This window comes from Bradyrhizobium sp. USDA 4486 (assembly GCF_054057995.1).
The window spans coordinates 1,907,297-1,928,330 of record NZ_JBSRZV010000001.1 but is presented as its reverse complement, the minus strand read 5'-3'; the positions used below and the strand labels follow the sequence as shown (position 1 = coordinate 1,928,330).

At 64.8% G+C, this 21,034-nt stretch carries 21 protein-coding genes and 1 pseudogene; all 22 read right to left on the bottom strand.

Annotated features, from left to right (window positions below; genetic code table 11):
• Nucleotides 1-12: 12 nt before the first annotated feature.
• The 22 genes and pseudogenes from ACVWY3_RS09475 to ACVWY3_RS09370 all read right to left on the bottom strand — a co-directional run bounded on the left by ACVWY3_RS09475 (nt 13) and on the right by ACVWY3_RS09370 (nt 21,032).
• Nucleotides 13-360: a hypothetical protein gene (locus ACVWY3_RS09475; RefSeq protein ID WP_456838200.1), complete on the bottom strand. Its 348-nt coding sequence runs from the start codon at nt 358-360 to the stop codon at nt 13-15.
• A gap of 143 nt (nt 361-503) precedes the next feature.
• Nucleotides 504-779, bottom strand: a complete 276-nt coding sequence (locus ACVWY3_RS09470; protein ID WP_456838199.1) for a DUF1467 family protein — start codon at nt 777-779, stop codon at nt 504-506.
• Between the two features lie 9 nt (nt 780-788).
• Entirely contained in the window at nt 789-1,193 is a 405-nt protein-coding gene (mce, locus tag ACVWY3_RS09465) for a methylmalonyl-CoA epimerase (RefSeq protein ID WP_036010154.1), read from the bottom strand.
• 48 nt (nt 1,194-1,241) lie between these two features.
• Complete coding sequence (locus tag ACVWY3_RS09460) at nt 1,242-2,912, bottom strand: ribonuclease J (RefSeq protein WP_456838198.1); 1,671 nt, start codon at nt 2,910-2,912, stop codon at nt 1,242-1,244.
• Nucleotides 2,912-3,718: a biotin--[acetyl-CoA-carboxylase] ligase gene (locus tag ACVWY3_RS09455; protein WP_456838197.1), complete on the bottom strand. Its 807-nt coding sequence runs from the start codon at nt 3,716-3,718 to the stop codon at nt 2,912-2,914. Before ACVWY3_RS09455 ends, ACVWY3_RS09460 begins: the two co-directional genes overlap by 1 nt.
• Before the next feature lies 1 nt (nt 3,719).
• Complete coding sequence (gene nuoN / locus ACVWY3_RS09450) at nt 3,720-5,156, bottom strand: NADH-quinone oxidoreductase subunit NuoN (protein WP_456838196.1); 1,437 nt, start codon at nt 5,154-5,156, stop codon at nt 3,720-3,722.
• A gap of 22 nt (nt 5,157-5,178) precedes the next feature.
• Nucleotides 5,179-6,687, bottom strand: coding sequence for an NADH-quinone oxidoreductase subunit M (locus ACVWY3_RS09445; RefSeq protein ID WP_456838195.1), 1,509 nt, complete (start codon nt 6,685-6,687; stop codon nt 5,179-5,181).
• Complete coding sequence (gene nuoL, locus ACVWY3_RS09440) at nt 6,688-8,805, bottom strand: NADH-quinone oxidoreductase subunit L (RefSeq protein WP_456838194.1); 2,118 nt, start codon at nt 8,803-8,805, stop codon at nt 6,688-6,690. It lies immediately after the preceding gene.
• 8 nt (nt 8,806-8,813) lie between these two features.
• Nucleotides 8,814-9,122: an NADH-quinone oxidoreductase subunit NuoK gene (gene nuoK / locus ACVWY3_RS09435; protein ID WP_008547737.1), complete on the bottom strand. Its 309-nt coding sequence runs from the start codon at nt 9,120-9,122 to the stop codon at nt 8,814-8,816.
• A complete protein-coding gene (locus ACVWY3_RS09430) occupies nt 9,119-9,757 on the bottom strand; it encodes an NADH-quinone oxidoreductase subunit J (protein ID WP_456838193.1) in 639 nt (212 codons plus the stop codon). Before ACVWY3_RS09430 ends, nuoK begins: the two co-directional genes overlap by 4 nt.
• Before the next feature lie 134 nt (nt 9,758-9,891).
• Nucleotides 9,892-10,380, bottom strand: a complete 489-nt coding sequence (gene nuoI / locus ACVWY3_RS09425) for an NADH-quinone oxidoreductase subunit NuoI (protein ID WP_456843323.1) — start codon at nt 10,378-10,380, stop codon at nt 9,892-9,894.
• A gap of 14 nt (nt 10,381-10,394) precedes the next feature.
• Nucleotides 10,395-11,462 carry an NADH-quinone oxidoreductase subunit NuoH gene (gene nuoH, locus ACVWY3_RS09420; protein ID WP_456838192.1) on the bottom strand — a complete coding sequence of 356 codons (1,068 nt, stop codon included), beginning with the start codon at nt 11,460-11,462 and terminating at the stop codon, nt 10,395-10,397.
• Between the two features lie 10 nt (nt 11,463-11,472).
• Entirely contained in the window at nt 11,473-13,548 is a 2,076-nt protein-coding gene (gene nuoG / locus ACVWY3_RS09415; protein WP_456838191.1) for an NADH-quinone oxidoreductase subunit NuoG, read from the bottom strand.
• A 5-nt stretch (nt 13,549-13,553) separates the two neighbouring features.
• Nucleotides 13,554-14,879, bottom strand: a complete 1,326-nt coding sequence (gene nuoF / locus ACVWY3_RS09410) for an NADH-quinone oxidoreductase subunit NuoF (protein ID WP_027559484.1) — start codon at nt 14,877-14,879, stop codon at nt 13,554-13,556.
• A 15-nt stretch (nt 14,880-14,894) separates the two neighbouring features.
• Nucleotides 14,895-15,101: a hypothetical protein gene (locus ACVWY3_RS09405; protein WP_456838190.1), complete on the bottom strand. Its 207-nt coding sequence runs from the start codon at nt 15,099-15,101 to the stop codon at nt 14,895-14,897.
• Complete coding sequence (gene nuoE, locus ACVWY3_RS09400; protein ID WP_235546093.1) at nt 15,101-15,712, bottom strand: NADH-quinone oxidoreductase subunit NuoE; 612 nt, start codon at nt 15,710-15,712, stop codon at nt 15,101-15,103. Before nuoE ends, ACVWY3_RS09405 begins: the two co-directional genes overlap by 1 nt.
• A 10-nt stretch (nt 15,713-15,722) precedes the next feature.
• A pseudogene (locus tag ACVWY3_RS09395) lies at nt 15,723-16,686 on the bottom strand (FkbM family methyltransferase).
• On the bottom strand, nt 16,686-17,882 hold the full coding sequence (locus ACVWY3_RS09390; protein ID WP_456838189.1) for an NADH-quinone oxidoreductase subunit D: 1,197 nt from the start codon (nt 17,880-17,882) through the stop codon (nt 16,686-16,688). Before ACVWY3_RS09390 ends, ACVWY3_RS09395 begins: the two are co-directional and overlap by 1 nt.
• 2 nt (nt 17,883-17,884) lie before the next feature.
• Nucleotides 17,885-18,496 (bottom strand): NADH-quinone oxidoreductase subunit C, encoded by a 612-nt coding sequence (locus ACVWY3_RS09385; RefSeq protein WP_456838188.1) that lies wholly within the window; start codon nt 18,494-18,496, stop codon nt 17,885-17,887.
• An 11-nt stretch (nt 18,497-18,507) separates the two neighbouring features.
• Nucleotides 18,508-19,095 carry a NuoB/complex I 20 kDa subunit family protein gene (locus ACVWY3_RS09380; RefSeq protein WP_456838187.1) on the bottom strand — a complete coding sequence of 196 codons (588 nt, stop codon included), beginning with the start codon at nt 19,093-19,095 and terminating at the stop codon, nt 18,508-18,510.
• The gene (locus ACVWY3_RS09375; protein WP_008136158.1) at nt 19,086-19,451 is read right to left on the bottom strand and encodes an NADH-quinone oxidoreductase subunit A; all 366 of its coding nucleotides are present in this window, start codon (nt 19,449-19,451) and stop codon (nt 19,086-19,088) included. Before ACVWY3_RS09375 ends, ACVWY3_RS09380 begins: the two co-directional genes overlap by 10 nt.
• A 444-nt stretch (nt 19,452-19,895) precedes the next feature.
• Nucleotides 19,896-21,032, bottom strand: a complete 1,137-nt coding sequence (locus ACVWY3_RS09370; RefSeq protein WP_456838186.1) for a PepSY-associated TM helix domain-containing protein — start codon at nt 21,030-21,032, stop codon at nt 19,896-19,898.
• Between the last annotated feature and the right edge of the window lie 2 nt (nt 21,033-21,034).

Here is a 21,034-nt window from a genome sequence, read left to right as displayed (position 1 = left end):
TGGGCCGGATCGTCACTCCCGCTCCAGGAAGCTCGAGCCGATCTCGGCCTTTCTTTTGATCGGATCGTAATCGCAATAGACGAGGTCCGCCACCAGCGTGTAGCTGGCGCTGACGGTGTATTTGTCCAGCTTGACCGAGTTCAGGCCGATCACCGAGGTGCTCTTGCCGCCGTTCCACCTGAACGGCGTCGAGCTCTTGGCCTGCTCGCAGGCCATCACCGCCTCGTTGAAGACATAGCCCTCGACGAACGCCTTCAGGGTGCGCACCTGCGCCGCCATTCTCCATTCGAAATAGCCGACGGCCCCAAGCCCCGCGACGATCAGCACCAGCAGTGCGACGACGATCCGCTGAAAAGTCATTCGATCCCCCAAGTATACGAACCGTCTCCGCCGTCATTGCGAGCGCAGCGAAGCAATCCAGCGTCTTGCCGCGGAGGGATTCTGGATTGCTTCGCTGCGCTCGCAATCACGAGCTTGGTTGACATCCCTCGTCCCTTACTCTCCTAAAACGGCATTCCCATCAATTTCGACAGGCGCTCGATCGACAGATAGCCGGCGTGATAGGCAGCCATGCCGAGGCCGTAGATGATTGCCGAGATGATCGTGGTCCAGATCAGCTTGCGGCCCATCCGGGTCAGGATCGGCGCGCCGGGATCGGTGCCGGGCGCGCCGACGCCGTCCTCATGCTGGCTGCGCACGCCGAATGGCAGCGTCAGGAACAGCGCGACCCACCAGATGACGAAGTAGATCGCGATCGCGGTCGATATCTGGATGGCCATGGGGCGGCCTTATGCCTGCTCGATCTCGACCAGCGCGCCGGAAAAATCCTTGGGATGCAGGAACAGCACCGGCTTGCCGTGGGCGCCGATCTTCGGCACGCCGTCGCCGAGCACCCTGGCCCCCTCCTTCACCAAGGTGTCGCGCGAGGCGATGATGTCGACGACCTCGTAGCAGACATGGTGGATGCCGCCGTCGGGATTGCGCTCGATGAACTTTGCGATCGGGGAGGCCTCGCCGAGCGGCTCGATGAACTCGATCTTGGTGTTGGGGAGCGTCGCGAACACGGTGGTGACGCCATGCTCGGGCAGCGGGACGGCTTCCGAGATCTGCGCTCCGAATGCCGCGCCATAGATCTTCGCGGCCTTGACGGCGTCCTTGGTCGCGATCGCGACGTGGTTGAGGCGACCCAGCATGCTTCTTCTCCCTCAGCGCATGATCCGGAAAACGGGATCGTGCCTACGCTACACTGTCAGAACATGTACCAGACAGGGGGGCTTTTTGCCCCAATGTTCGTTGATCACGGCACGGACGGCGCGCCGCACCGACTCTGCCAAGGCATCGGGATCGCGGCGGCGCGGCCGCGGCAGGCCTTCGATGGTGGAGACCACCGCATCGAACACGATGTCGTCGAAGGCCTCGCCGCCCCGGTTCTTCTCCGGGATGCCGACGAGGTCGACCTCGGGATCGTCGGCGAGCTCGCCCTGCTCGGTCATGGCGATGGCGACGAAGGCGCAGCCGGAGAACGCCATGCGGCGCCGCTCGATCACGGCACGCGATTTGGAATCCTCCAGGATCGCGCCGTCCTTGTAGAGGCGGCCGGACGGCACCTCGCCGACCACGCCGGGATCGCCGGGGCCGAGCTTGACCAGGTCGCCGTTGCGGACGACGAGCACGCGCGGCACGCCGGCGGCGCGCGCGAGTTTTGCGTGCTCGTTGAGGTGCAGCGCCTCGCCATGAACGGGGATCAGCAGCTGCGGCTTCACCCAGGAGATCATGTCGCGCAGCTCGTCGCGGCGCGGGTGGCCGGAGACGTGGACCAGATGATCGCGGTCGGTGAGGACCTCAACGCCCTGGAGCACCAGATTGTTGATGATCGAGCCGACCGCCTTCTCGTTGCCCGGGATCGTGCGCGAGGAGAAGATCACGCTGTCGCCGCGGTTCAGCGTAATTTCAGGGTGGTCATCGTTGGCGATGCGCGCCAGCGCGGCGCGCGGCTCGCCCTGGCTGCCGGTGCACAGCGCCAGCACCTTGTCCTGCGGCAGATGGCCATAGATCTCGGGCGAGCGGAAGTTCTGCACGCCGTCGAGATAGCCGGTCTCGCGCGCGACCTGCACCACGCGCTCCATGGCGCGGCCGACCACGACGACCTCGCGGTCGGCGGCTTTGGCGGCATCGGCGACAGCCTTGATGCGCGCGACGTTGGAGGCAAACGTCGTCACCGCGACGCGGCCCTTGGCGGCCTTGACCAGATCGATGATGGTTTTAGCGACCTCGGCTTCCGAGGGCGAACGGCCGTCGCGGACGGCGTTGGTGGAATCGCCGATCATGGCGAGCACGCCCTCCTCGCCGAGCTCGCGCAGCCGTTTCTCGTCGGTGGGGCGCCCGAGCGTCGGGGTCGGGTCGATCTTCCAGTCGCCGGTGTGCAGCACCGTGCCGGCTTCGGTGTGGATCGCCAGGGCATGCGCTTCGGGAATGGAATGCGCGACGGGGATGAACTCGACGTTGAACGGGCCGACATCGATGCGGCCGCCGGACGGGATCACGGTGACCGGGATCTCCGGCGCGTTGCGCTCGGCGGCGCATTTGGCCTCGAACAGCGCGGCGCTGAACTGCGTCGCGTAGATCGGGCATTTCAGCTTGGGCCAGAGGTCGATGATGGCGCCGAAATGATCCTCATGGGCATGGGTCAGCACCAGGCCCGTCAGGTTCTTGCGCTCCTTCTCCAGGAAGCTGATGTCGGGCATGATCAGGTCGATGCCCGGCAGATGCTCCTCGTCGCCGAAGGAGACGCCGAGATCGACCGCCAGCCACGAACGCTGGTGGCGGTTGCCGAGGCCATAGATCGACAGGTTCATGCCGATCTCGCCGACCCCGCCGAGCGGCGCAAACACGAGTTCGTCGGGCCTTGCCATCACGCAGCTCCCACCGAGCGCACCGGGCCGAAGAACACCTCGCCGGCGGCGACCGGCACAAGACGCCCCTCCGCGGTGCGGACGATCAGGCAGCCGGTGTCGTCGATGGTGTCAAAAATGCCCTCCAGCGTCACGGTTCCCGTGTGGATCGCAACCCGCTCGCCGAGCCCGGCGGCGCGCTCCAGCCAGAGCTTGCGGATCTCGGCAAAGCCGCGGCCATTGTCCCAGATGCCGCGGAACTCGACCCAGGCGTCGGACAGCGCCGAGAACAGCTCCTCCGCGCTGATCTGGACGCCGAGGGCAGCCAGCGACACCGCAGGTGTCGGCGTTCCCTCGGGCGCCGCGACGACATTGGTGCCCATGCCGGCGACGACGGCCAGCCGGTCGCCGATGGCCTCGGCCTCGAGCGCGATGCCGACCAGCTTCTTGCCGCCGGCGAGCACGTCGTTCGGCCATTTCAGGGCATAGCGGGGACGACCCTCGCCGAGGCGCAAGGCCGCTTCCAGGCTGACCTTCTCCAACGCCGCCTCCTGCGCCAGCCCGGCCGCGAAACCGAGGGTGGCGGCGACGGCCGGCGCGACGTCCATGACTTCGAGGATGCTGGCGGCGAGATTGCCCTTGGGTGCGATCCAGGCGCGCTGGCGACGGCCGCGGCCGGCGGTCTGCTCATCCGTGACGAACCACATCGGGCCGCGTTCGCCGGACCGCGCGCGCTCGATCGCATCGGTGTTGGTCGAGCCGGTCCGTTCGAACGCCGCGAGCTTGTAGCCCGCGGACGATGCGCGAGGACCGAGCGCGAACGCCATCCTAGAACAGCGACTTTGCCGCGGCGGAGGCGACGCTCACCACCGGACCCGCAAACAGCGCGAACAGCAGGTTGAACAGCCCCGTGACCGCCATCACCGTCTTCACCTCGATCCTGACCGGATCGACCTGGCCGGCCGGCTCGTCGAAATACATCGTCTTGACGATGGAGAGATAGTAGTAGGCGCCGACGACGCTGGTCAGCACGCCGATGACGGCGAGCGTGAACAGATTGGCCTTGATGGCGGCGACGAAGACGTACCACTTGCCGAAGAAGCCGGCGAGCGGCGGCACGCCGGCAAGCGAGAACAGCAGCATCGCGAACAGGAAGGCGAGCATCGGATTGGTCCGCGACAGACCCGCGAAATCGCTGATCTGCTCCACCGCCTGGCCGTTGCGCTTCATGGCGAGGATGATCGAGAACGAGCCGAGCGTCATCGCGACATAGATCACGATGTACATCAGGACGCCCTGCGCGCCTTCCGGCGTGCCGGAGGCGAGGCCCACCAGCGCGAAGCCCATGTGGCCGATCGAGGAATAGGCCATCAGGCGCTTGATGTTGGTCTGGCCGATCGCGGCGAAGGAGCCGAGCGCCATCGAGGCGATCGCCACGAACACCAGGATCTGCTGCCACTGCGAGACGATGCCCGGAAACGCCGTCAGCGTGACGCGGGTGAAGACGGCGAGCGCGGCCACCTTCGGCGCCGAAGCGAAGAAGGCGGTGACCGGGGTCGGCGCGCCTTCGTAGACGTCGGGCGTCCACATGTGGAACGGCACGGCCGAGACCTTGAAGCAGAGGCCGGCGAGCAGGAACACCAGGCCGAACACCAGGCCGACATTCGCGATGGTCGCGGCCTGGGCGATACCGCTGAAGCCGACGGTGCCGGTGAAGCCATAGACCAGCGAAGCGCCATAGAGCAGCATGCCCGAGGACAGCGCGCCGAGCACGAAATACTTCAGGCCGGCTTCGGTCGACTTGGCGTTGTCGCGGTTCGAGGCCGCCACGACGTAGAGCGCGAGCGACATCAGCTCGAGGCCGAGATAGAGCGAGATCAGGTCGCCGGCCGAGATCAGCACCATCATGCCGAGCGTCGAGAGCAGCACCAGGATCGAATATTCGAAGATGCGGCGCGACGGATCGGACAGGAACTCGGCCGACAGGATCAGCGTCGCAGCCGAGCCGATCAGCGCCATGATCTTCATGAAGCGGGCGAAGTCGTCGACGATGAAGCTGCCGCCGAAGGTCACTTGCTTGCCGGCAGGCTGCGCGTAGACGAGCACGCCGACCACGACCAGGAGCACGACCGCCAGCGAGGTGACCGCGCTCGTCGTCCCCTGCCCGCGATAGGCTCCCAGCATCAGAAGCGCCATCGCGCCGACCGCGAGCACGATCTCGGGCAGCACCGGCGCCAGTTGATAACCTGCAGTCTCAAAGCTCATGGCGATATCCTGACCTGCCCGATCACTGGAGCAGTGCGGCGGCCTTCACGGCCGTCACAGCGGTGTTGTAGTTGTTGACGAGTTGCTGGACCGAGGCGGCCGACATGTCGAGCACCGGCTTCGGATAGACGCCGAACAGGATCGTCAGCGCGATCATCGGGAACAGCGTCACGCATTCGCGCAAGGTGAGATCCTTGATGCTCTTCAGCGACGGCTTCACCAGCGCGCCGAACACGACCTTGCGGTAGAGCCACAGCGCGTAGGCGGCCGAGAGGATGACGCCGAAGGTGGCGAAGAACGCGGTCGGGATCGAGACCTTGAAGGTGCCGAGCAGCGTCATGAACTCGCCGACGAAGCCGCTCGTGCCGGGCAGACCGACATTGGCCATGGTGAAGACCATGAAGGTCATCGCATAGAGCGGCATCCGGTTGACCAGGCCGCCATAGGCCGCGATCTCGCGGGTGTGCATGCGGTCGTAGACGATGCCGACGCAGAGGAACAGCGCGCCCGAGACGATGCCGTGCGAGATCATCTGGAACACGCCGCCGGCGACGCCCTGCATGGTGCCGGCGAAGATGCCCATGGTGACGAAGCCCATATGCGCGACCGAGGAGTACGCGATGAGTTTCTTCATGTCCTCCTGCATCAGGGCCACCAGCGAGGTGTAGATGATGGCGATGGCCGAGAGCGTGAAGATCAGCGGCGCGAAGTCGTGCGAGGCCAGCGGGAACATCGGCAGCGAGAAGCGCAGGAAGCCGTAACCGCCCATCTTCAGCAGGATCGCGGCGAGGACCACCGAGCCCGCGGTCGGCGCCTCGACGTGCGCGTCAGGCAGCCAGGTGTGCACCGGCCACATCGGCATCTTCACCGCGAACGAGGCGAAGAAGGCGAGCCAGGCCCAGGTCTGCAAGCCGCGCGGTACGGCAGTGTGCATCAGGGTCGGAATGTCCGTGGTGCCGCCGTTCCAGTACAGCGCCATGATGGCGAGCAGCATCAGGACCGACCCGAGGAAGGTGTAGAGGAAGAACTTGAACGAGGCGTAGACCCGGCGTGGACCACCCCAGATGCCGATGATCAGGAACATCGGGATCAGGCCGCCCTCGAAGAACAGGTAGAATAGCACGAGATCGAGCGCCGAGAAGGTGCCGATCATCAGCGTTTCCAGGATCAGGAACGCCATCATGTATTCGCGAACGCGGTTGGTGATCGCCTTCCAGCTCGCGATGATGCAGAACGGCATCACGGCGGTGGTCAGGATCAGCAGCGGCAGCGAGATGCCGTCGACGCCCATGTGGTAGGTGATGCCGGTCGCGAGCCAGCTCGCCTTCTCGACGAACTGGAAGTCGGCGCTCGAGGGATCGAAGCGCATCACCAGGATCACCGACACCGCGAAGGTGATCAGCGTGGTCCAGAGCGCAATCCAGCGCGAGTTGCGCTTGGCCGCCTCGTCGTCGCCGCGGCTGAGATAGACGATCAGCGCGCCGACCAGCGGCAGGAAGGTGGTGACCGAAAGGATGGGCCAGGTTGTCATTTACTGGCCTCCAAAGCCGAACATGAACCAGGTGATCAGGCCGGCGGCGCCGATCAGCATGGCGAATGCATAGTGATAGAGATAACCGGTCTGGATTTTCACGACGTTGCGGGTGACGTCCAGCACGCGGGCGGAGACACCGTCGGGGCCGAAGCCGTCGATGATGAAGCCGTCGCCCTTCTTCCAGAGCTGATAGCCGATCCACTTCGCCGGGCGGACGAAGATAAGGTCGTAGAGCTCGTCGAAGTACCATTTGTTGAGTAGGAACTGGTACAGCATCGGCTGCTCTGCGGCGAGCCGAACGGGGATGTAGGGCCGGCGGATGTAGAACAGGTACGAGATGAGGAAGCCCAGCACCATCATCACCGTCGGCAGGAAGGCGATGGTCTCGGGGATGTGGTGCATCTCCTCGATAATGTGCGGGTTCATCTTCACGGACTCGCGGAAGAACTCCTCGATGCCGTGGCCGGCGAACAGCTCCTTGAACGGCAGGCCCGCGACGAACGAGCCGACCGCGAGCACGCCGATCGGGATCAGAATCCAGAGCGGAGCCTCATGCGCTGCTTCGTAGTGATGCTCGTCGTGCGGCTCGCCGTGGAATGTCTTGAAGATCAGGCGCCACGAGTAGAACGAGGTCAGGCCGGCGGCGACGATCGTCATCAGGAAGCCATACACCGCGAAAGGGTTGTGCGAGGCGTAGGCGGACTCGATGATCGCGTCCTTGGAGAAATAGCCGGCGGTGAGCGGGAAGCCGGTCAGCGCCAGCGTGCCGACCACCATCACCGCGTAGGTGTAGGGGATCTTGCGCCAGAGGCCGCCCATGTTGCGGATGTCCTGCTCGTGGTGCATCGCGTAGATCACCGAGCCGGAGCCCAAGAACAACAGCGCCTTGAAGAAGGCGTGCGTGAACAGGTGGAACATGCCGACCGAATAGGCCCCTGCTCCCATCGCCACGAACATGTAGCCGAGCTGCGAACAGGTCGAGTAGGCGACGATGCGCTTGATGTCGTTCTGGACGAGGCCAATGGTCGCCGCGAAAAACGCGGTGGTGGCGCCGAAGAACATCACGACGGCCTGCGCGGTCGGGGCGAGCTCGAACAGCGGCGACAGGCGTGCCACCATGAACACGCCCGCGGTGACCATGGTCGCGGCGTGGATCAGGGCCGAGACCGGAGTCGGGCCCTCCATCGCGTCGGGCAACCAGGTGTGCAGCAGGAACTGTGCCGACTTGCCCATCGCGCCCATGAACAGCAAGAGGCAGGTCAGGGTCAGCGCATCCGCATGCCAGCCGAGGAAGTCGATGGTCTTGCCGGTCAGGCCAGGCGCCGCGTGGAAGATGGTCTCAAAATCGGTCGACCCGGCCAGCATGAAGATCGCGAAGATGCCGAGCGCAAAACCAAAATCGCCGACGCGGTTGACCACGAAGGCCTTGATCGCGGCGGCGTTCGCCGACGGCCTCTGGTACCAGAAGCCGATCAGCAGGTAGCTGGCGAGACCCACGCCTTCCCAGCCGAAGAACAGCTGGACCAAATTGTCCGCCGTCACCAGCATGAGCATGGCGAAGGTGAACAGCGAGAGATAGCCGAAGAAGCGCGGCCGGTTCGGATCCTCGTCCATATAGCCGATGGAATAGAGGTGCACGAGCGAGGATACGGTCGTCACCACCACCAGCATTACCGCGGTGAGGGTGTCGACACGAAGCGTCCACCAGACCTGGAGGTCGCCGGAGAAGATGAAAGGCAGCAGCTGGATCCGGCCGTCGTGGTGCATGAAGCCGACATCGACCAGCGTCATCCAGGACAGCGCCGCCGCGACGAACAGCAGCGCCGTGGTAATGAGCTCCGCAGCGCGCGAGCCCGCCGCCGCCGGCTCGACAGGGCCGTGGCCGTGATCATCGTGACCGTCGCCGGGCTCGTGGTGGGTCTCGTGGATGACGGAGGCATCCTCGCCGATCGTGTCGGACGCATGAGCGTGCGCGCCAGGACCGTGATGATGGCCGTGATCGCCGTGATGCTCGACCTCATCGCCCGAGGGATTGCGGGCATGCGCGCCGACCAGGGAGATGAGCCCTGCCAGAATGGCGCCCAGCAGGGGCAGGAAAACGATTGCCTGAACCATTTGAGAGCTCAGCCCTTCATCAGATTGACGTCCTCAACCGCGATCGAGCCGCGGTTGCGGAAATAGACCACCAGGATGGCGAGACCGATCGCGGCTTCCGCAGCGGCCACGGTCAAGACCAGCAGCGCGAAGACCTGGCCGACGATGTCGCCGAGGAAGGTCGAGAACGCCACGAGGTTGATGTTGACCGAGAGCAGGATCAGCTCGATCGACATCAGAATGACGATGATGTTCTTGCGGTTCAGGAAGATGCCGAGGATCCCGAGCGTGAACAGGATCGCGCCGACGGCAAGATAGTGTCCAAGCCCGATCGTCATTTCACCCACTCCGCGGCATCGGCGTCCGAGAGCCCCTGCCCCGACGCCACCTTGCGCATCGCCATCGCCATTTCGGGCGTGCGCGCGTTCTGAACGTTGATGTCCTGCCGCTTCACACTCGCCTTGTGGCGCAGCGTCAGCACGATGGCGCCGATCATGGCGACCAGGAGCACCATGCCCGCGAGCTGGAAGTAGTGGATGTACTTCGTATAGAGCACGAGCCCGAGCGCCTCGGTGTTGGAGACGTTGGCCGGGATCGCCGCCGTGATCGCCTTGGAGACGCCGGGGTTGATGACCCAGAAGCCGACGGTGAGCAGCAGCTCGAACATGAAGATGCCGCCGATCACGAGGCCGACCGGCAGGTACTGGATGAAGCCTTCGCGCAGCTCGAGGAAGTCGACGTCCAGCATCATGATCACGAACAGGAACAGCACCGCGACGGCGCCGACATAGACGACGATCAGGATCATCGCGAGGAATTCGGCGCCCATCAGCACGAACAGGCCGGAGGCGTTGACGAAGGCCAGGATCAGGTACAGCACGGAGTGCACGGGATTGCGCGAGACAATCACCATCACCGCCGAGGCGACGCAGACGCCGGCGAAGAGATAGAAGAACAGCGCGGGAAGGATCATCGAGAAACTCCCGTCATTCCGGGGTGCGCGCCAGCGCGAACCCGGAATCCAGAGATTGTGGCGCGAGATTCCGGGTTCGCGCTGCGCGCGCCCCGGAATGACGAGGAGGTGGCGGGAAGGATCATGCCCTCACCTCACCGGTACGGCGCGTCGAGCTCGATCGCTTTCGCGATCTCGCGTTCCCAGCGATCGCCGTTGGCGAGCAGCTTGGCCTTGTCATAGAGCAGTTCCTCGCGGGTCTCGGTCGCGAACTCGAAGTTCGGACCTTCGACGATGGCGTCGACCGGACAGGCCTCCTGGCAGAGGCCGCAATAGATGCACTTCACCATGTCGATGTCGTAGCGCACGGTGCGGCGGGTGCCGTCGTTGCGGCGCGGGCCGGCCTCGATGGTGATGGCCTGGGCCGGGCAGACTGCTTCGCACAGCTTGCAGGCGATGCAGCGCTCTTCGCCGTTCGGATAACGACGCAGCGCATGCTCGCCACGGAAACGCGGCGAGATCGGGCCCTTCTCGAACGGATAGTTCAGCGTCGGCTTCGGCTGGAAGAAATAGCGCATGGCGAGGAAGAACGCCGAGACGAATTCCGACAGCAGAAGCGAGCGTGCAGTGGCGTTGATGTTGATACCCATGACGGACCTCACTTCGGCGCGATGCCGGCGAAATGCAGCACGCCGGCCACCACGATCACCATCGCCAGCGAGATCGGCAGGAACACCTTCCAGCCGAGACGCATCAGTTGATCGTAGCGGTAGCGCGGCACGATCGCCTTCGCCATCGCGAACAGGAAGAACATGAAGAACAGTTTCAGCGCGAACCAGATGATCCCCGGCACCCAGTTGAAGGGCGGCAGATCGACCGGCGGCAGCCAGCCTCCGAGGAACAGGATGGTCGCCATCGCGCACATCGTGACGATCGCGACGTATTCGCCGAGCATGAACAGCAGGTACGGCGTCGAGCCGTACTCGACCATGAAGCCGGCGACGAGCTCGGATTCCGCCTCCACGAGGTCGAAGGGCGGACGGTTGGTTTCCGCCAGCGCCGAGACGTAGAACACCACGAACATCGGGAACAGCGGCCAGACGTACCAGTTCAGGATGGTGAGCTGCGGCAGCCCGATCAGGCTGGCAAGGCCGCGGGCATGCTGGGCCTCGACCACGGCCGAGAGGTTCAGCGTGCCGGCGCAGAGCAGCACGGTGATGATGACGAAGCCGATCGAGACTTCATAGGACACCATCTGCGCCGCCGAGCGCAGCGCGGCAAGGAAGGGATATTTCGAGTTCGACGACCAGCCGGCCATGATGATGCCGTAGATCGACAGCGACGAGATCGCGAAGATGAAGAGGATGCCGACATTGATGTCGGAGATCACCCAGCCGAGATTGGTCGGGATCACCGCCCAGGCCGCGAGTGCGAGCACGCACGACACCAGCGGCGCCAGCAGGAAGACGCCCTTGTTGGCGCCGGCCGGGATGATCGGCTCCTTCAGCACGAATTTAAGCAGGTCGGCGAAGGATTGCAGCAGGCCCCAGGGGCCGACTACGTTCGGGCCGCGGCGGATCTGCACCGCCGCCCAGATCTTGCGGTCGGCGAGCAGGATGTAGGCGATCGCGATCAGGAGGACGACGAGCACCAGCACGCTCTCCGCGACCATGATGATCAGCGGCCAGAGGAAACCGGTCCAGAATGCGCTTTCGAAGATTTCCATCAGATCACGCTCACTCCGCTGCGGTCAGCATCTGCCCGGAGGCAAGCCGCGAGCATTCCGCCATCACGGCGGACGCACGCGCGATTGGGTTGGTCAAATAGAAGTCCTCGACCAGCGGCTTGAACGGCGCCTTCTCGGGCGAGCCGCCCTTCCCGGCCAGCTTCTTGATTTGGTCGGCAGAGCCGGCCTCGATCTGGTCGAGCCGGATCAGATGCGGCACCGCCTTGAAGATCTCCTGACGAAGCGCGGCGAGCGAGTCATAGCCGAGCTTCTTGCCGAGCGCCTCCGACAGGGCGCGGACGATCGCCCAGTCCTCGCGGGCTTCGCCCGGCGGGAACGCGGCCCGGCCCGTCATCTGCACGCGGCCTTCGGTGTTGACGTAGATCGCGGACTTCTCGGTATAGGCGGCGGCCGGCAGGATCACGTCGGCACGATGCGCGCCGCGATCGCCGTGAGTGCCGATATAGACGACGAAGGTGCCGTCCGGCGCCTTGATCTCGTCGGCACCGAGCAGGAACAAGAGGTCGAGCGTGCCGAACGTCGTCATCTGTGCGGCGTTGAGGTCGCCCTCGCCGGCGACAAAGCCGATATCGAGCGCACCGACGCGCGAGGCGGTCTCGTGCAGCACGCCAAAGCCGTTCCAGCCCTCCTTCACGGCGCCGACGTCGAGCGCGAGCTTGGCGGCGGCGGCGAGAATGGCGGCGCCGTCGTGGCGCGCGGCCGCGCCCGCGCCGACCAGTATGATCGGCTTCTTGGCGTTCTTCAGCACGTCCATGAAGGAGTGCCTGCCGGCCGCAAGCTCGCCGAGCGTGTCGGTGCCCGCGCCGAGATGGTCATAGTGGTAAGTCAGAGCGGCCTTGGCGCCGATCAGGCCGACCTTGAAGCCGCCGGCGCGCCAGCGCTTGCGGATGCGGGCGTTGAACACCGCCGCCTCTTTCCGCGGATTGGCGCCGATGATGAGCAGCGCATCGGCCTGCTCGACGCCGGCCAGTGTCGGATTGAAGATGTAGCAGCCGCGGCCGAGCGCGGGATCGAAGGCGTCGCCGCCCTGCACCGCCAGATTGCTCGAGCCGAACTTGGCGAGCAGGTCCTTGAGCGCGAACATCTCCTCGACGCCGGCCAGATCACCGGCGACCGCGCCGATGCGCTTGCCGTCGGTGCGGCCCGCCTTCGAGGCGATCGCGGCGAAGGCCTCCTGCCAGCTCGCCGCGCGCAGCTTGCCGGCCTCGCGGATATAGGGCCGGTCGAGGCGCTGGGTGCGCAGGCCGTCGACGATGTGGCGGGTCTTGTCGGAGATCCACTCCTCGTTCACGGCCTCGTTGATGCGCGGCAATACGCGCATCACCTCGCGGCCGCGGGTGTCGACGCGGATCGCAGAGCCGAGGCCGTCCATGACGTCGATCGACTGGGTCTTGCCGAGCTCCCACGGGCGCGCGGCGAAGGCATAGGGCTTCGAGGTCAGCGCGCCGACCGGGCAGATGTCGACGAGGTTGCCCTGCAATTCCGACGTCAGCGCGTGCTCGAGATAGGTCGTGATCTCCATGTCCTCGCCGCGGCCGGTGGCGCCCATCTCGGGCGCGCCGGCGACTTCCGCCGAGAAGCGGACGCAGCGCGTGCACTGGATGCAGCGGTTCATCGAGGTCTTGACCAGCGCGCCGAGATATTTGTCCTCGACCGCACGCTTGTTCTCTGCGAAGCGGCTGGTGTCGACACCATATCCCATCGCCTGGTCCTGCAAATCGCACTCGCCGCCCTGATCGCAGATCGGGCAATCCAGCGGATGGTTGATCAGAAGGAATTCCATCACGCCTTCGCGTGCCTTCTTCACCATGGGCGAACGCGTGGAAATCTCCGGCGGCTCGCCCTTCGGGCCTGGACGGCAGTCGCGCACGCCCCAAGCGCAGCTGGCGACCGGCTTCGGGCCACCCTTCACCTCGACGAGGCACATCCGGCAATTGCCGGCGATCGACAGCCGCTCATGATAGCAGAAGCGCGGGATCTCGGCGCCGGCGGCCTCGCACGCCTGAAGCAGCGTGTACTCGGCGGGGACGTCGATCTCTTTGCCGTCGATGATGAGCTTGGTCATGTCTCTTACTCCGCCGCGACCATGTTCACGGGATCGCGGACGCCGATATCGTCGATGTCGGCCTTGTGCGAATACTGGTCGATGCGCGCCTCGATCTCGTGACGGAAATGCGCGATCAGGCCCTGGATCGGCCAGGCCGCGGCGTCGCCGAGCGCGCAGATGGTGTGGCCTTCGACCTGCTTGGTCACTTCGAGCAGCATGTCGATCTCGCGCTTGTGGGCGCGGCCTTCGGCCATGCGGGTCAGCACGCGCCACATCCACCCCGTGCCCTCGCGGCACGGGGTGCACTGGCCGCAGCTCTCGTGCTTGTAGAAATAGGAAATGCGAGCGATGGCACGGATCAGATCGGTGGACTTGTCCATCACGATCACGGCCGCAGTGCCGAGGCCCGAGCGCAGCTTACTGAGGCTGTCGAAATCCATCGGCGTGTCGATGATCTGCTCGGCCGGCACCATGCGCACCGACGAGCCGCCGGGGATCACGGCCTTGAGGTTGTCCCAGCCGCCGCGGATACCCCCGCAATGCTTGTCGATCAGCTCACGGAACGGAATGCCCATGGCCTCTTCGACGTTGCACGGCCGCTCGACATGGCCGGAGATGCAGAACAGTTTGGTGCCGACATTGTTCGGCCGGCCGATGCCGGCGAACCAGGCCGCGCCGCGGCGCAGGATGTCCGGAGCCACTGCAATGGACTCGACATTGTTGACCGTGGTCGGGCAGCCGAACAGGCCGACATTGGCCGGGAACGGCGGCTTCAGGCGTGGCTGACCCTTCTTGCCTTCGAGGCTTTCGAGCAGCGCGGTCTCTTCGCCGCAGATGTACGCGCCAGCACCGTGCGCGACATAGATGTCGAACGGCCAGCCGTTCACGTTGTCCTTGCCGACCAGCTTGGCGTCATAGGCCTGATCGATCGCGGCCTGAAGATGCTCGCGCTCGCGGATGAACTCGCCGCGGACATAGATGTAGCAGGTGTGCGCGTTCATCGCGCAGCTCGCGATCAGGCAACCCTCGATCAGGAGATGCGGATCGTGCCGCATGATCTCGCGATCCTTGCAGGTGCCGGGCTCGGACTCGTCGGCGTTGACGACGAGATAGCTCGGACGGCCGTCGGTGGATTCCTTCGGCATGAACGACCATTTCAGACCGGTCGGGAATCCGGCGCCGCCGCGGCCGCGCAGGCCCGATGCCTTCATCTCGTTGATGATCCAGTCGCGGCCCTTGTCGATGATATTCTTCGTACCATCCCAGGCGCCGCGGCGCCGCGCGCCCTCGAGCCCCCAATCGTGGAGGCCGTAGAGATTCTTGAAGATGCGGTCCTTGTCCTCGAGCATTTCAGCGCTTTCCGATCAACGGTTGGCTTGCTTGTAGGCAAGCCCGGCGGCGCAGACGGCGAAGGTCAGCGCCCAGAGCAGACTGGATTCCAGCGACGCGTTCAGGCTGAAGCGTTGCAGGAGAAAGATGAAGGCAGCCGCCACCGCGGCATGCATTGCGATGAAGCCCCACTTCTTCATGGCACCGCGCCCCTCCACCGAAGGCTGCGAGACATCACGCATCAAGTGATCTCCTTCAGCGTGGTCGGCCCGGTGATCGGCGCCGAGAACTGGCGGCCGTTCTGCGGACCGGGCTTGGGCGGGTTGCCCGACGCGAAGCCGTCGAGCACCTTGCCGAAGCTCTCCTTGGTCAGGTCCTCATAAGTGTCCTTGCCGATCAGCACCATCGGCGCGTTCACGCAGGCGCCCAGGCACTCCACCTCTTCCCAGCTGAAATTGCCGTCCTTGGAGAGATGGAAGGGCTCGTGATGGATGCGGTGCTCGCAGACGTGGATGAGGTCCTCGGCGCCACGCAGGCGGCACGGCGTGGTGCCGCAGACCTGGACGTGGGCCTTCTTGCCGACGGGCGCGAGCTGGAACATCGTGTAGAAGGTCGCAACCTCCAGCACGCGAATATAGGGCATGTCGAGCAGGTCGGCGACCACGCGGATGGCGGCTTCCGAGACCCAGCCTTCGTTCTGCTCCTGGACGCGCCAGAGGATCGCAATCACCGCGGAGGCTTGCCGGCCGGGGGGATATTTCGCGATCTGCTGCCTGGCAAATGCGAGGTTCTCCTCCGTGAACGCAAAGCTCGCGGGCTGGACTTCCTTCGGTGCTAATCGGCGAACGGACATCTCTTATCTCTCACTGCATACGGCGCGCGCTCTTGGCATTCAGGGCATTGATCCTGTCCTGCCAGAACGCGCTTGCGGTGCCGAAAACGTTGTAGCCGACATGGGTCGAGACCTTGATGCGGTCGAGGATCGACAGCTCGGTCACGGTCTCCAGGCGGTTGCTGCGCGGATCGAACACGATCAGCTTCAGCGGGGTCTGTTCGAGGATGTAGCGCGACACCGCATGCGAGCGGTCGCTGCCGTGCTCCTCGCACATGATGACGCTGTCGGCCTCGAGCAGCCGGGCACCGCCCTTGATCGCCTCGATCTCGACCCCCTCGACGTCGAGCTTGATCAGGTATTTGCCGATGCCTGCGACCTTGCCGTCGTCGATCAGATTGTCGAGCGCAATGACAGGCACTTCCTCGCCGCCATCAGACGGATCGCCGGCAATGCTGAAGGCTTCGTGCTTGGTGCCTGACAGCCGCGCGGTGCCGCGCGTGGCGCCGATCGCGCACTTCATGGTCTGGAAGCGATTGCCGTTGATGAGGGCATTGTTGGCGAGCTTCGGATAGTTCTGCCCCGACGGCTCGATCGCGATCGCCTTGTGCGAACCGAACGGGCTTGCTCGACACCAGCACCGACCAATAACCGTAATTGGCACCGCAATCGAGCAGCGTGTAGTCGACGTCGATGCTGTCGGCGAACAGCAGCTCGAGCTCGTCTTCGTAGTTGTAGGAGCGGTTGAGCAGCTTGCTCCAATAGCCGTCGCCGTAGGGAAACTCGAACACGGCATCGGGATTGAGCCGGATCGCGATGTTGCGTTCCGGCAGGGTCTTTCGCAGCAGATTGGCACAGGCGATGTAGCCCATATGCGAGAAGTGCGAGGAGATCTTCGATCCCGTCACCAGCGCCAAGGCAGCCGTCCGCTCCCACAGGTTGGCCCCTTCAAGGGCCCCCGAGGCACGGTCAAACTGGATTGGCGCCTGCGCCATCACCGATCGACCTCTCCGAACACGATGTCGAGCGAGCCGAGGATCGCCGAGACGTCGGCGAGCAGATGGCCGCGGCAGATGTGGTCCATCGCCTGCAGATGGGCAAAGCCCGGCGCGCGGATCTTGCACTTGTAGGGCTTGTTGGTGCCGTCGGAGACCAGATAGACGCCGAACTCACCCTTCGGCGCCTCGACGGCGGCATAGACCTCGCCGGCCGGCACGTGAACGCCCTCGGTGTAGAGCTTGAAGTGGTGGATCAGCGCTTCCATCGAGCGCTTCATCTCGCCGCGCCGGGGCGGCGCAACCTTGTTGTCGGCGACGACGACGGGGCCCTTGCCGTCAGGCGCGTTCAGCTTCTGGATGCACTGTTTCATGATGCGCACGGACTGGCGCATCTCTTCCATGCGGATCAAATAGCGGTCGTAGCAGTCGCCGTTCTTGCCGATCGGAATGTCGAAATCCATCTCGGCGTAGCACTCATAGGGCTGCGACTTGCGCAGGTCCCAAGCCGCGCCGGAGCCGCGCACCATCACGCCCGAAAATCCCCACGCCCACGCTTCCTTCAGCGGCACGACGCCGATGTCGACGTTGCGCTGCTTGAAGATGCGGTTGGCGGTCAGCAGGCGGTCGAGATCGTCCACGACCTTCAGGAACGGATCGCACCAGGCCTCGATGTCGTCGACCAGCTTCTGCGGCAAATCCTGATGCACGCCGCCGACGCGGAAGAAAGCCGCGTGCATACGGCTGCCGGAGGCACGCTCGTAGAACACCATCAGCTTCTCGCGCTCTTCGAAGCCCCACAGCGGCGGGGTCAGCGCGCCGACGTCCATCGCCTGCGTGGTGACGTTGAGAAGGTGCGAGAGAATGCGGCCGATCTCGCAATAGAGCACGCGGATCAGCTGGCCGCGGCGCGGCACCTCGATGCCGAGCAGCTTTTCGGCGGCGAGGCAGAACGCGTGCTCCTGGTTCATCGGCGCGACGTAATCGAGCCGGTCGAAATACGGGATCGCCTGCAGATAGGTCTTCTGCTCGATCAGCTTCTCGGTGCCGCGATGAAGCAGTCCGATATGGGGATCGACACGGGCGACGACTTCGCCGTCAAGCTCCAAAACCAAGCGCAGCACGCCGTGCGCAGCCGGATGCTGCGGCCCGAAGTTGATGGTGAAATTACGGAGCTGTTCGGATTGCTCGTTCATGATCAGGCCTTCGGTCCTGCCTTCTCGTCACCGGGAAGCGGATAGTCCGCCCCTTCCCACGGCGAGAGGAAATCGAACTTGCGGAATTCCTGGTTGAGCCGGACCGGCTCGTACACCACCCGCTTCTCCTGGTCGTCGTAGCGGACCTCGACGAAGCCGGTGAGCGGGAAATCCTTGCGCAGCGGATGACCCTCGAAACCGTAATCGGTGAGGATGCGGCGCATGTCGGGATGGCCGACGAAGAACACGCCGTAGAGGTCGTAGGCCTCGCGCTCGAACCAGTCGGCGCCGGGAAATTCGTCGATCAGCGACGGCACCTGCGTGGTCTCGTCGGCGGCGACGCGGAGCCGGATCCGCGTGTTCAGGGTCGGTGACAGGAAGTGATAGATCACGTCGAAGCGCTTCTCGCGCGAGGGATAGTCGACCGCCGTGATGTCGGTGATGTTGACGAAACGGCAGCCCGGATCGTCGCGGAGGTGCCTCACCACCTCGACGATCTTGCTGGCCTCGACATCAACCGTGAGCTGGTTGAAGGCCACCGTGTGACCCGTGGCGGCGCCCGGAAGCGCGCTAACGATCGTTTGCCCAAGGGCGTCGAGCTTGCCGTCGTCCATGACGTAAAACCTTAGCGTTCGATGGTGCCGGTGCGCCGGATCTTCTTCTGGAGCAGCAGCACGCCGTAGAGCAGCGCTTCCGCCGTGGGCGGGCAGCCCGGCACGTAGATGTCGATCGGCACGATGCGGTCGCAGCCGCGCACGACCGAGTAGGAATAGTGATAGTAGCCGCCGCCATTGGCGCAGGAGCCCATCGAGATGACGTAGCGCGGCTCGGGCATCTGGTCGTAGACCTTGCGCAGGGCCGGCGCCATCTTGTTGGTCAGGGTGCCGGCGACGATCATCACGTCGGACTGGCGCGGCGAGGCACGCGGGGCGAAGCCGAAACGCTCGACGTCGTAGCGCGGCATCGACACCTGCATCATCTCGACGGCGCAGCAGGCGAGACCGAAGGTCATCCACATCAGGGAACCCGTGCGGGCCCAGGTGATGAGGTCGTCGGTCGCGGCCACGAAGAAGCCCTTGTCGGACAGCTCGTGATTGACCTCGAGGAAGAACGGATCATTGGCCCCGACCGGCTTGCCGGTCGACGGATCCAGAATGCCCTTGGGGGCCGGCGCGACGACCGGACCGGTGGACGATGCAGGGTTCAATCCCATTCGAGTGCCCCTTTCTTCCATTCATAGGCGAACCCGACCGTCAGCACGGCGAGGAACACCACCATGGACCAGAAGCCGGTCGCGCCAAGCTTGCCGAACGCCACCGCCCAGGGAAACAGGAACGCCACCTCGAGGTCGAAGATGATGAAGAGGATGGCGACCAGATAGAAGCGGACGTCGAACTTCATGCGCGCGTCGTCAAAGGCGTTGAAACCGCACTCATAGGCCGACAGCTTTTCCGGGTCCGGCTGCTGGAACGCCACGATGAAGGGCGCGATCAGCAGCACCAGGCCGATCAGGCCCGCTACCCCTATAAAAACGACGAGTGGAAGATAGTTCTGCAAGATGCCGCTCATTGACGAGCCCTTTTTCCCGCAGCCTCGGGACAGCCACGGATTCGTCCGATTTGGAATTATTCTGAGCCTTAGCGCAGTGCACCAATGGGCGCAAGACACGCTCGATTTAGGCCCTTTTGCCGCCCCCTGAACGGTGGCAACCCCGGAATCACCCCGCGGCTGGTATGGAGCAGATCGACCGCCCCAGCAAGGGCGATCCCGATCAGTTCACGCGCGCTCGGCGGTGACGTCCGCTGTTGGAACGGCTCACTTTATTTAGGCGGCGACGCAGCAAAATCCAGCTTACAACGAAGACAGGCGCCCCCACCGTCACCCAGGCGACATATTGGCCAGGCTCGCCCCAGAGCAGCGCGGCCAAGAGGCCGGTGATGGTGGCGGCCGCGAGCAGGATAGGTGCAGCAAAGACACGTATCCACAGCCGCGAACGGTCAGAGGAGCCATGCATCACGACGGGACCGGGGCTCGTCTGGCGAATGCGTCGGACTTCGCAGCCACGCGCTTGCGCCGGCGCGCCATCCAGAGATAGAGGCCGCTGCCGATCACAACGATGGTGAGCAGGTCGAGCGCGGCCCAGATCACCTTGAGCGGCATCCCGCCATAGTCGCCGAAATGCAGCGGCTGCGAGATCAGCAGCGCCTGGAGATAGAGCGGCAGCGCACGGGCATCGGCGACCTCCGCGGTCTCGCCATCGAGCAGCACCGGCTTGAGCAGCCGCGCCGTCAGCGCGGTGTCGCCGCGCATGAACGCGGCGAAATGATGCGACGAGGTGAAGGGCGTGCCCGGAAACGCGATGAAGGCGACCTCCATGCCGGGCGCGGTCTGCCTGGCGCGCGCAACGACATCGTCGAGCGAGGCCAGATGCGTCGGCGACGGCTTGCCGGCATAGGGCGCGACCATGCTGGCGAGCTCGGTCGCCTTCCATTGATTGAGCATCAGCTCGGCCCAGGTGTTGACGACGCCGGTCAGGCCCACCACCAGCGCCCAGGCGATCGTCACCACCCCGATCAGATTGTGCCAGTCGAGCCAGCGGACGCGGCGCGAGGCGCTGTCGCGAATGGTGGCAAAGCGCAGGCGGCGGGTGAACGGCCAGTACAGCACCACGCCGGAGACGATGGCGATCGCGAACAACAGGCCCATCCCGCCGAGGAACAGCTTGCCCGGCTGGCCGGCAAACATGTCGGTGTGCAGCTTGAGCATGATCAGCATCGGCCCGACGCCGACCGGCCCGAGCAGTTTCGTCGAGACCGCATCGAAGGCGCGCACCGTCGCGTTGTCAGGCAGCCCGTCGACCGCGCTGTTGGTGAAGGCGGTGACGATCCCGGGCTCGTCCTTGTCCCAGGAGATATATTGCAGCACGCGGCCGGGATCGGCGGCGAGCGCGGCATCGGCGACGGCTTGCGTCGTCGCGCGCGCCGCGCCCGCATGAGCCTCGGGCCGGGGGGCATAGCCCAGGAGCTCATCGATCTCGTGATGGAAGATCAGCGGCAGGCCGGTCAGGCAGAGCAGCAGCAGGAAGATGGTCGAGATCAGGCTGGTCCAGGTGTGGACCACCGACCAGAGCCTGACCGTGCGCGCCTTCACGC

What these genes read in the sequence shown, in the direction of transcription:
- ACVWY3_RS09380 (WP_456838187.1), bottom strand. Translation starts at nt 19,095, where the DNA reads ATGGGATTGAACCCTGCATCGTCCACCGGTCCGGTCGTCGCGCCGGCC.
- nuoG (WP_456838191.1), bottom strand. Translation starts at nt 13,548, where the DNA reads ATGACCAAGCTCATCATCGACGGCAAAGAGATCGACGTCCCCGCCGAG.
- ACVWY3_RS09390 (WP_456838189.1), bottom strand. Translation starts at nt 17,882, where the DNA reads ATGAACGAGCAATCCGAACAGCTCCGTAATTTCACCATCAACTTCGGG.
- nuoF (WP_027559484.1), bottom strand. Translation starts at nt 14,879, where the DNA reads ATGCTCGAGGACAAGGACCGCATCTTCAAGAATCTCTACGGCCTCCAC.
- ACVWY3_RS09460 (WP_456838198.1), bottom strand. Translation starts at nt 2,912, where the DNA reads ATGGCAAGGCCCGACGAACTCGTGTTTGCGCCGCTCGGCGGGGTCGGC.
- ACVWY3_RS09430 (WP_456838193.1), bottom strand. Translation starts at nt 9,757, where the DNA reads ATGATCCTTCCCGCGCTGTTCTTCTATCTCTTCGCCGGCGTCTGCGTC.
- ACVWY3_RS09375 (WP_008136158.1), bottom strand. Translation starts at nt 19,451, where the DNA reads ATGAGCGGCATCTTGCAGAACTATCTTCCACTCGTCGTTTTTATAGGG.
- nuoL (WP_456838194.1), bottom strand. Translation starts at nt 8,805, where the DNA reads ATGGTTCAGGCAATCGTTTTCCTGCCCCTGCTGGGCGCCATTCTGGCA.
- nuoE (WP_235546093.1), bottom strand. Translation starts at nt 15,712, where the DNA reads ATGTCCGTTCGCCGATTAGCACCGAAGGAAGTCCAGCCCGCGAGCTTT.
- ACVWY3_RS09445 (WP_456838195.1), bottom strand. Translation starts at nt 6,687, where the DNA reads ATGACAACCTGGCCCATCCTTTCGGTCACCACCTTCCTGCCGCTGGTC.
- ACVWY3_RS09475 (WP_456838200.1), bottom strand. Translation starts at nt 360, where the DNA reads ATGACTTTTCAGCGGATCGTCGTCGCACTGCTGGTGCTGATCGTCGCG.
- nuoH (WP_456838192.1), bottom strand. Translation starts at nt 11,462, where the DNA reads ATGGAAATCTTCGAAAGCGCATTCTGGACCGGTTTCCTCTGGCCGCTG.
- ACVWY3_RS09455 (WP_456838197.1), bottom strand. Translation starts at nt 3,718, where the DNA reads ATGGCGTTCGCGCTCGGTCCTCGCGCATCGTCCGCGGGCTACAAGCTC.
- ACVWY3_RS09405 (WP_456838190.1), bottom strand. Translation starts at nt 15,101, where the DNA reads ATGCGTGATGTCTCGCAGCCTTCGGTGGAGGGGCGCGGTGCCATGAAG.
- ACVWY3_RS09385 (WP_456838188.1), bottom strand. Translation starts at nt 18,496, where the DNA reads ATGGACGACGGCAAGCTCGACGCCCTTGGGCAAACGATCGTTAGCGCG.
- nuoN (WP_456838196.1), bottom strand. Translation starts at nt 5,156, where the DNA reads ATGAGCTTTGAGACTGCAGGTTATCAACTGGCGCCGGTGCTGCCCGAG.
- nuoK (WP_008547737.1), bottom strand. Translation starts at nt 9,122, where the DNA reads ATGACGATCGGGCTTGGACACTATCTTGCCGTCGGCGCGATCCTGTTC.
- mce (WP_036010154.1), bottom strand. Translation starts at nt 1,193, where the DNA reads ATGCTGGGTCGCCTCAACCACGTCGCGATCGCGACCAAGGACGCCGTC.
- ACVWY3_RS09470 (WP_456838199.1), bottom strand. Translation starts at nt 779, where the DNA reads ATGGCCATCCAGATATCGACCGCGATCGCGATCTACTTCGTCATCTGG.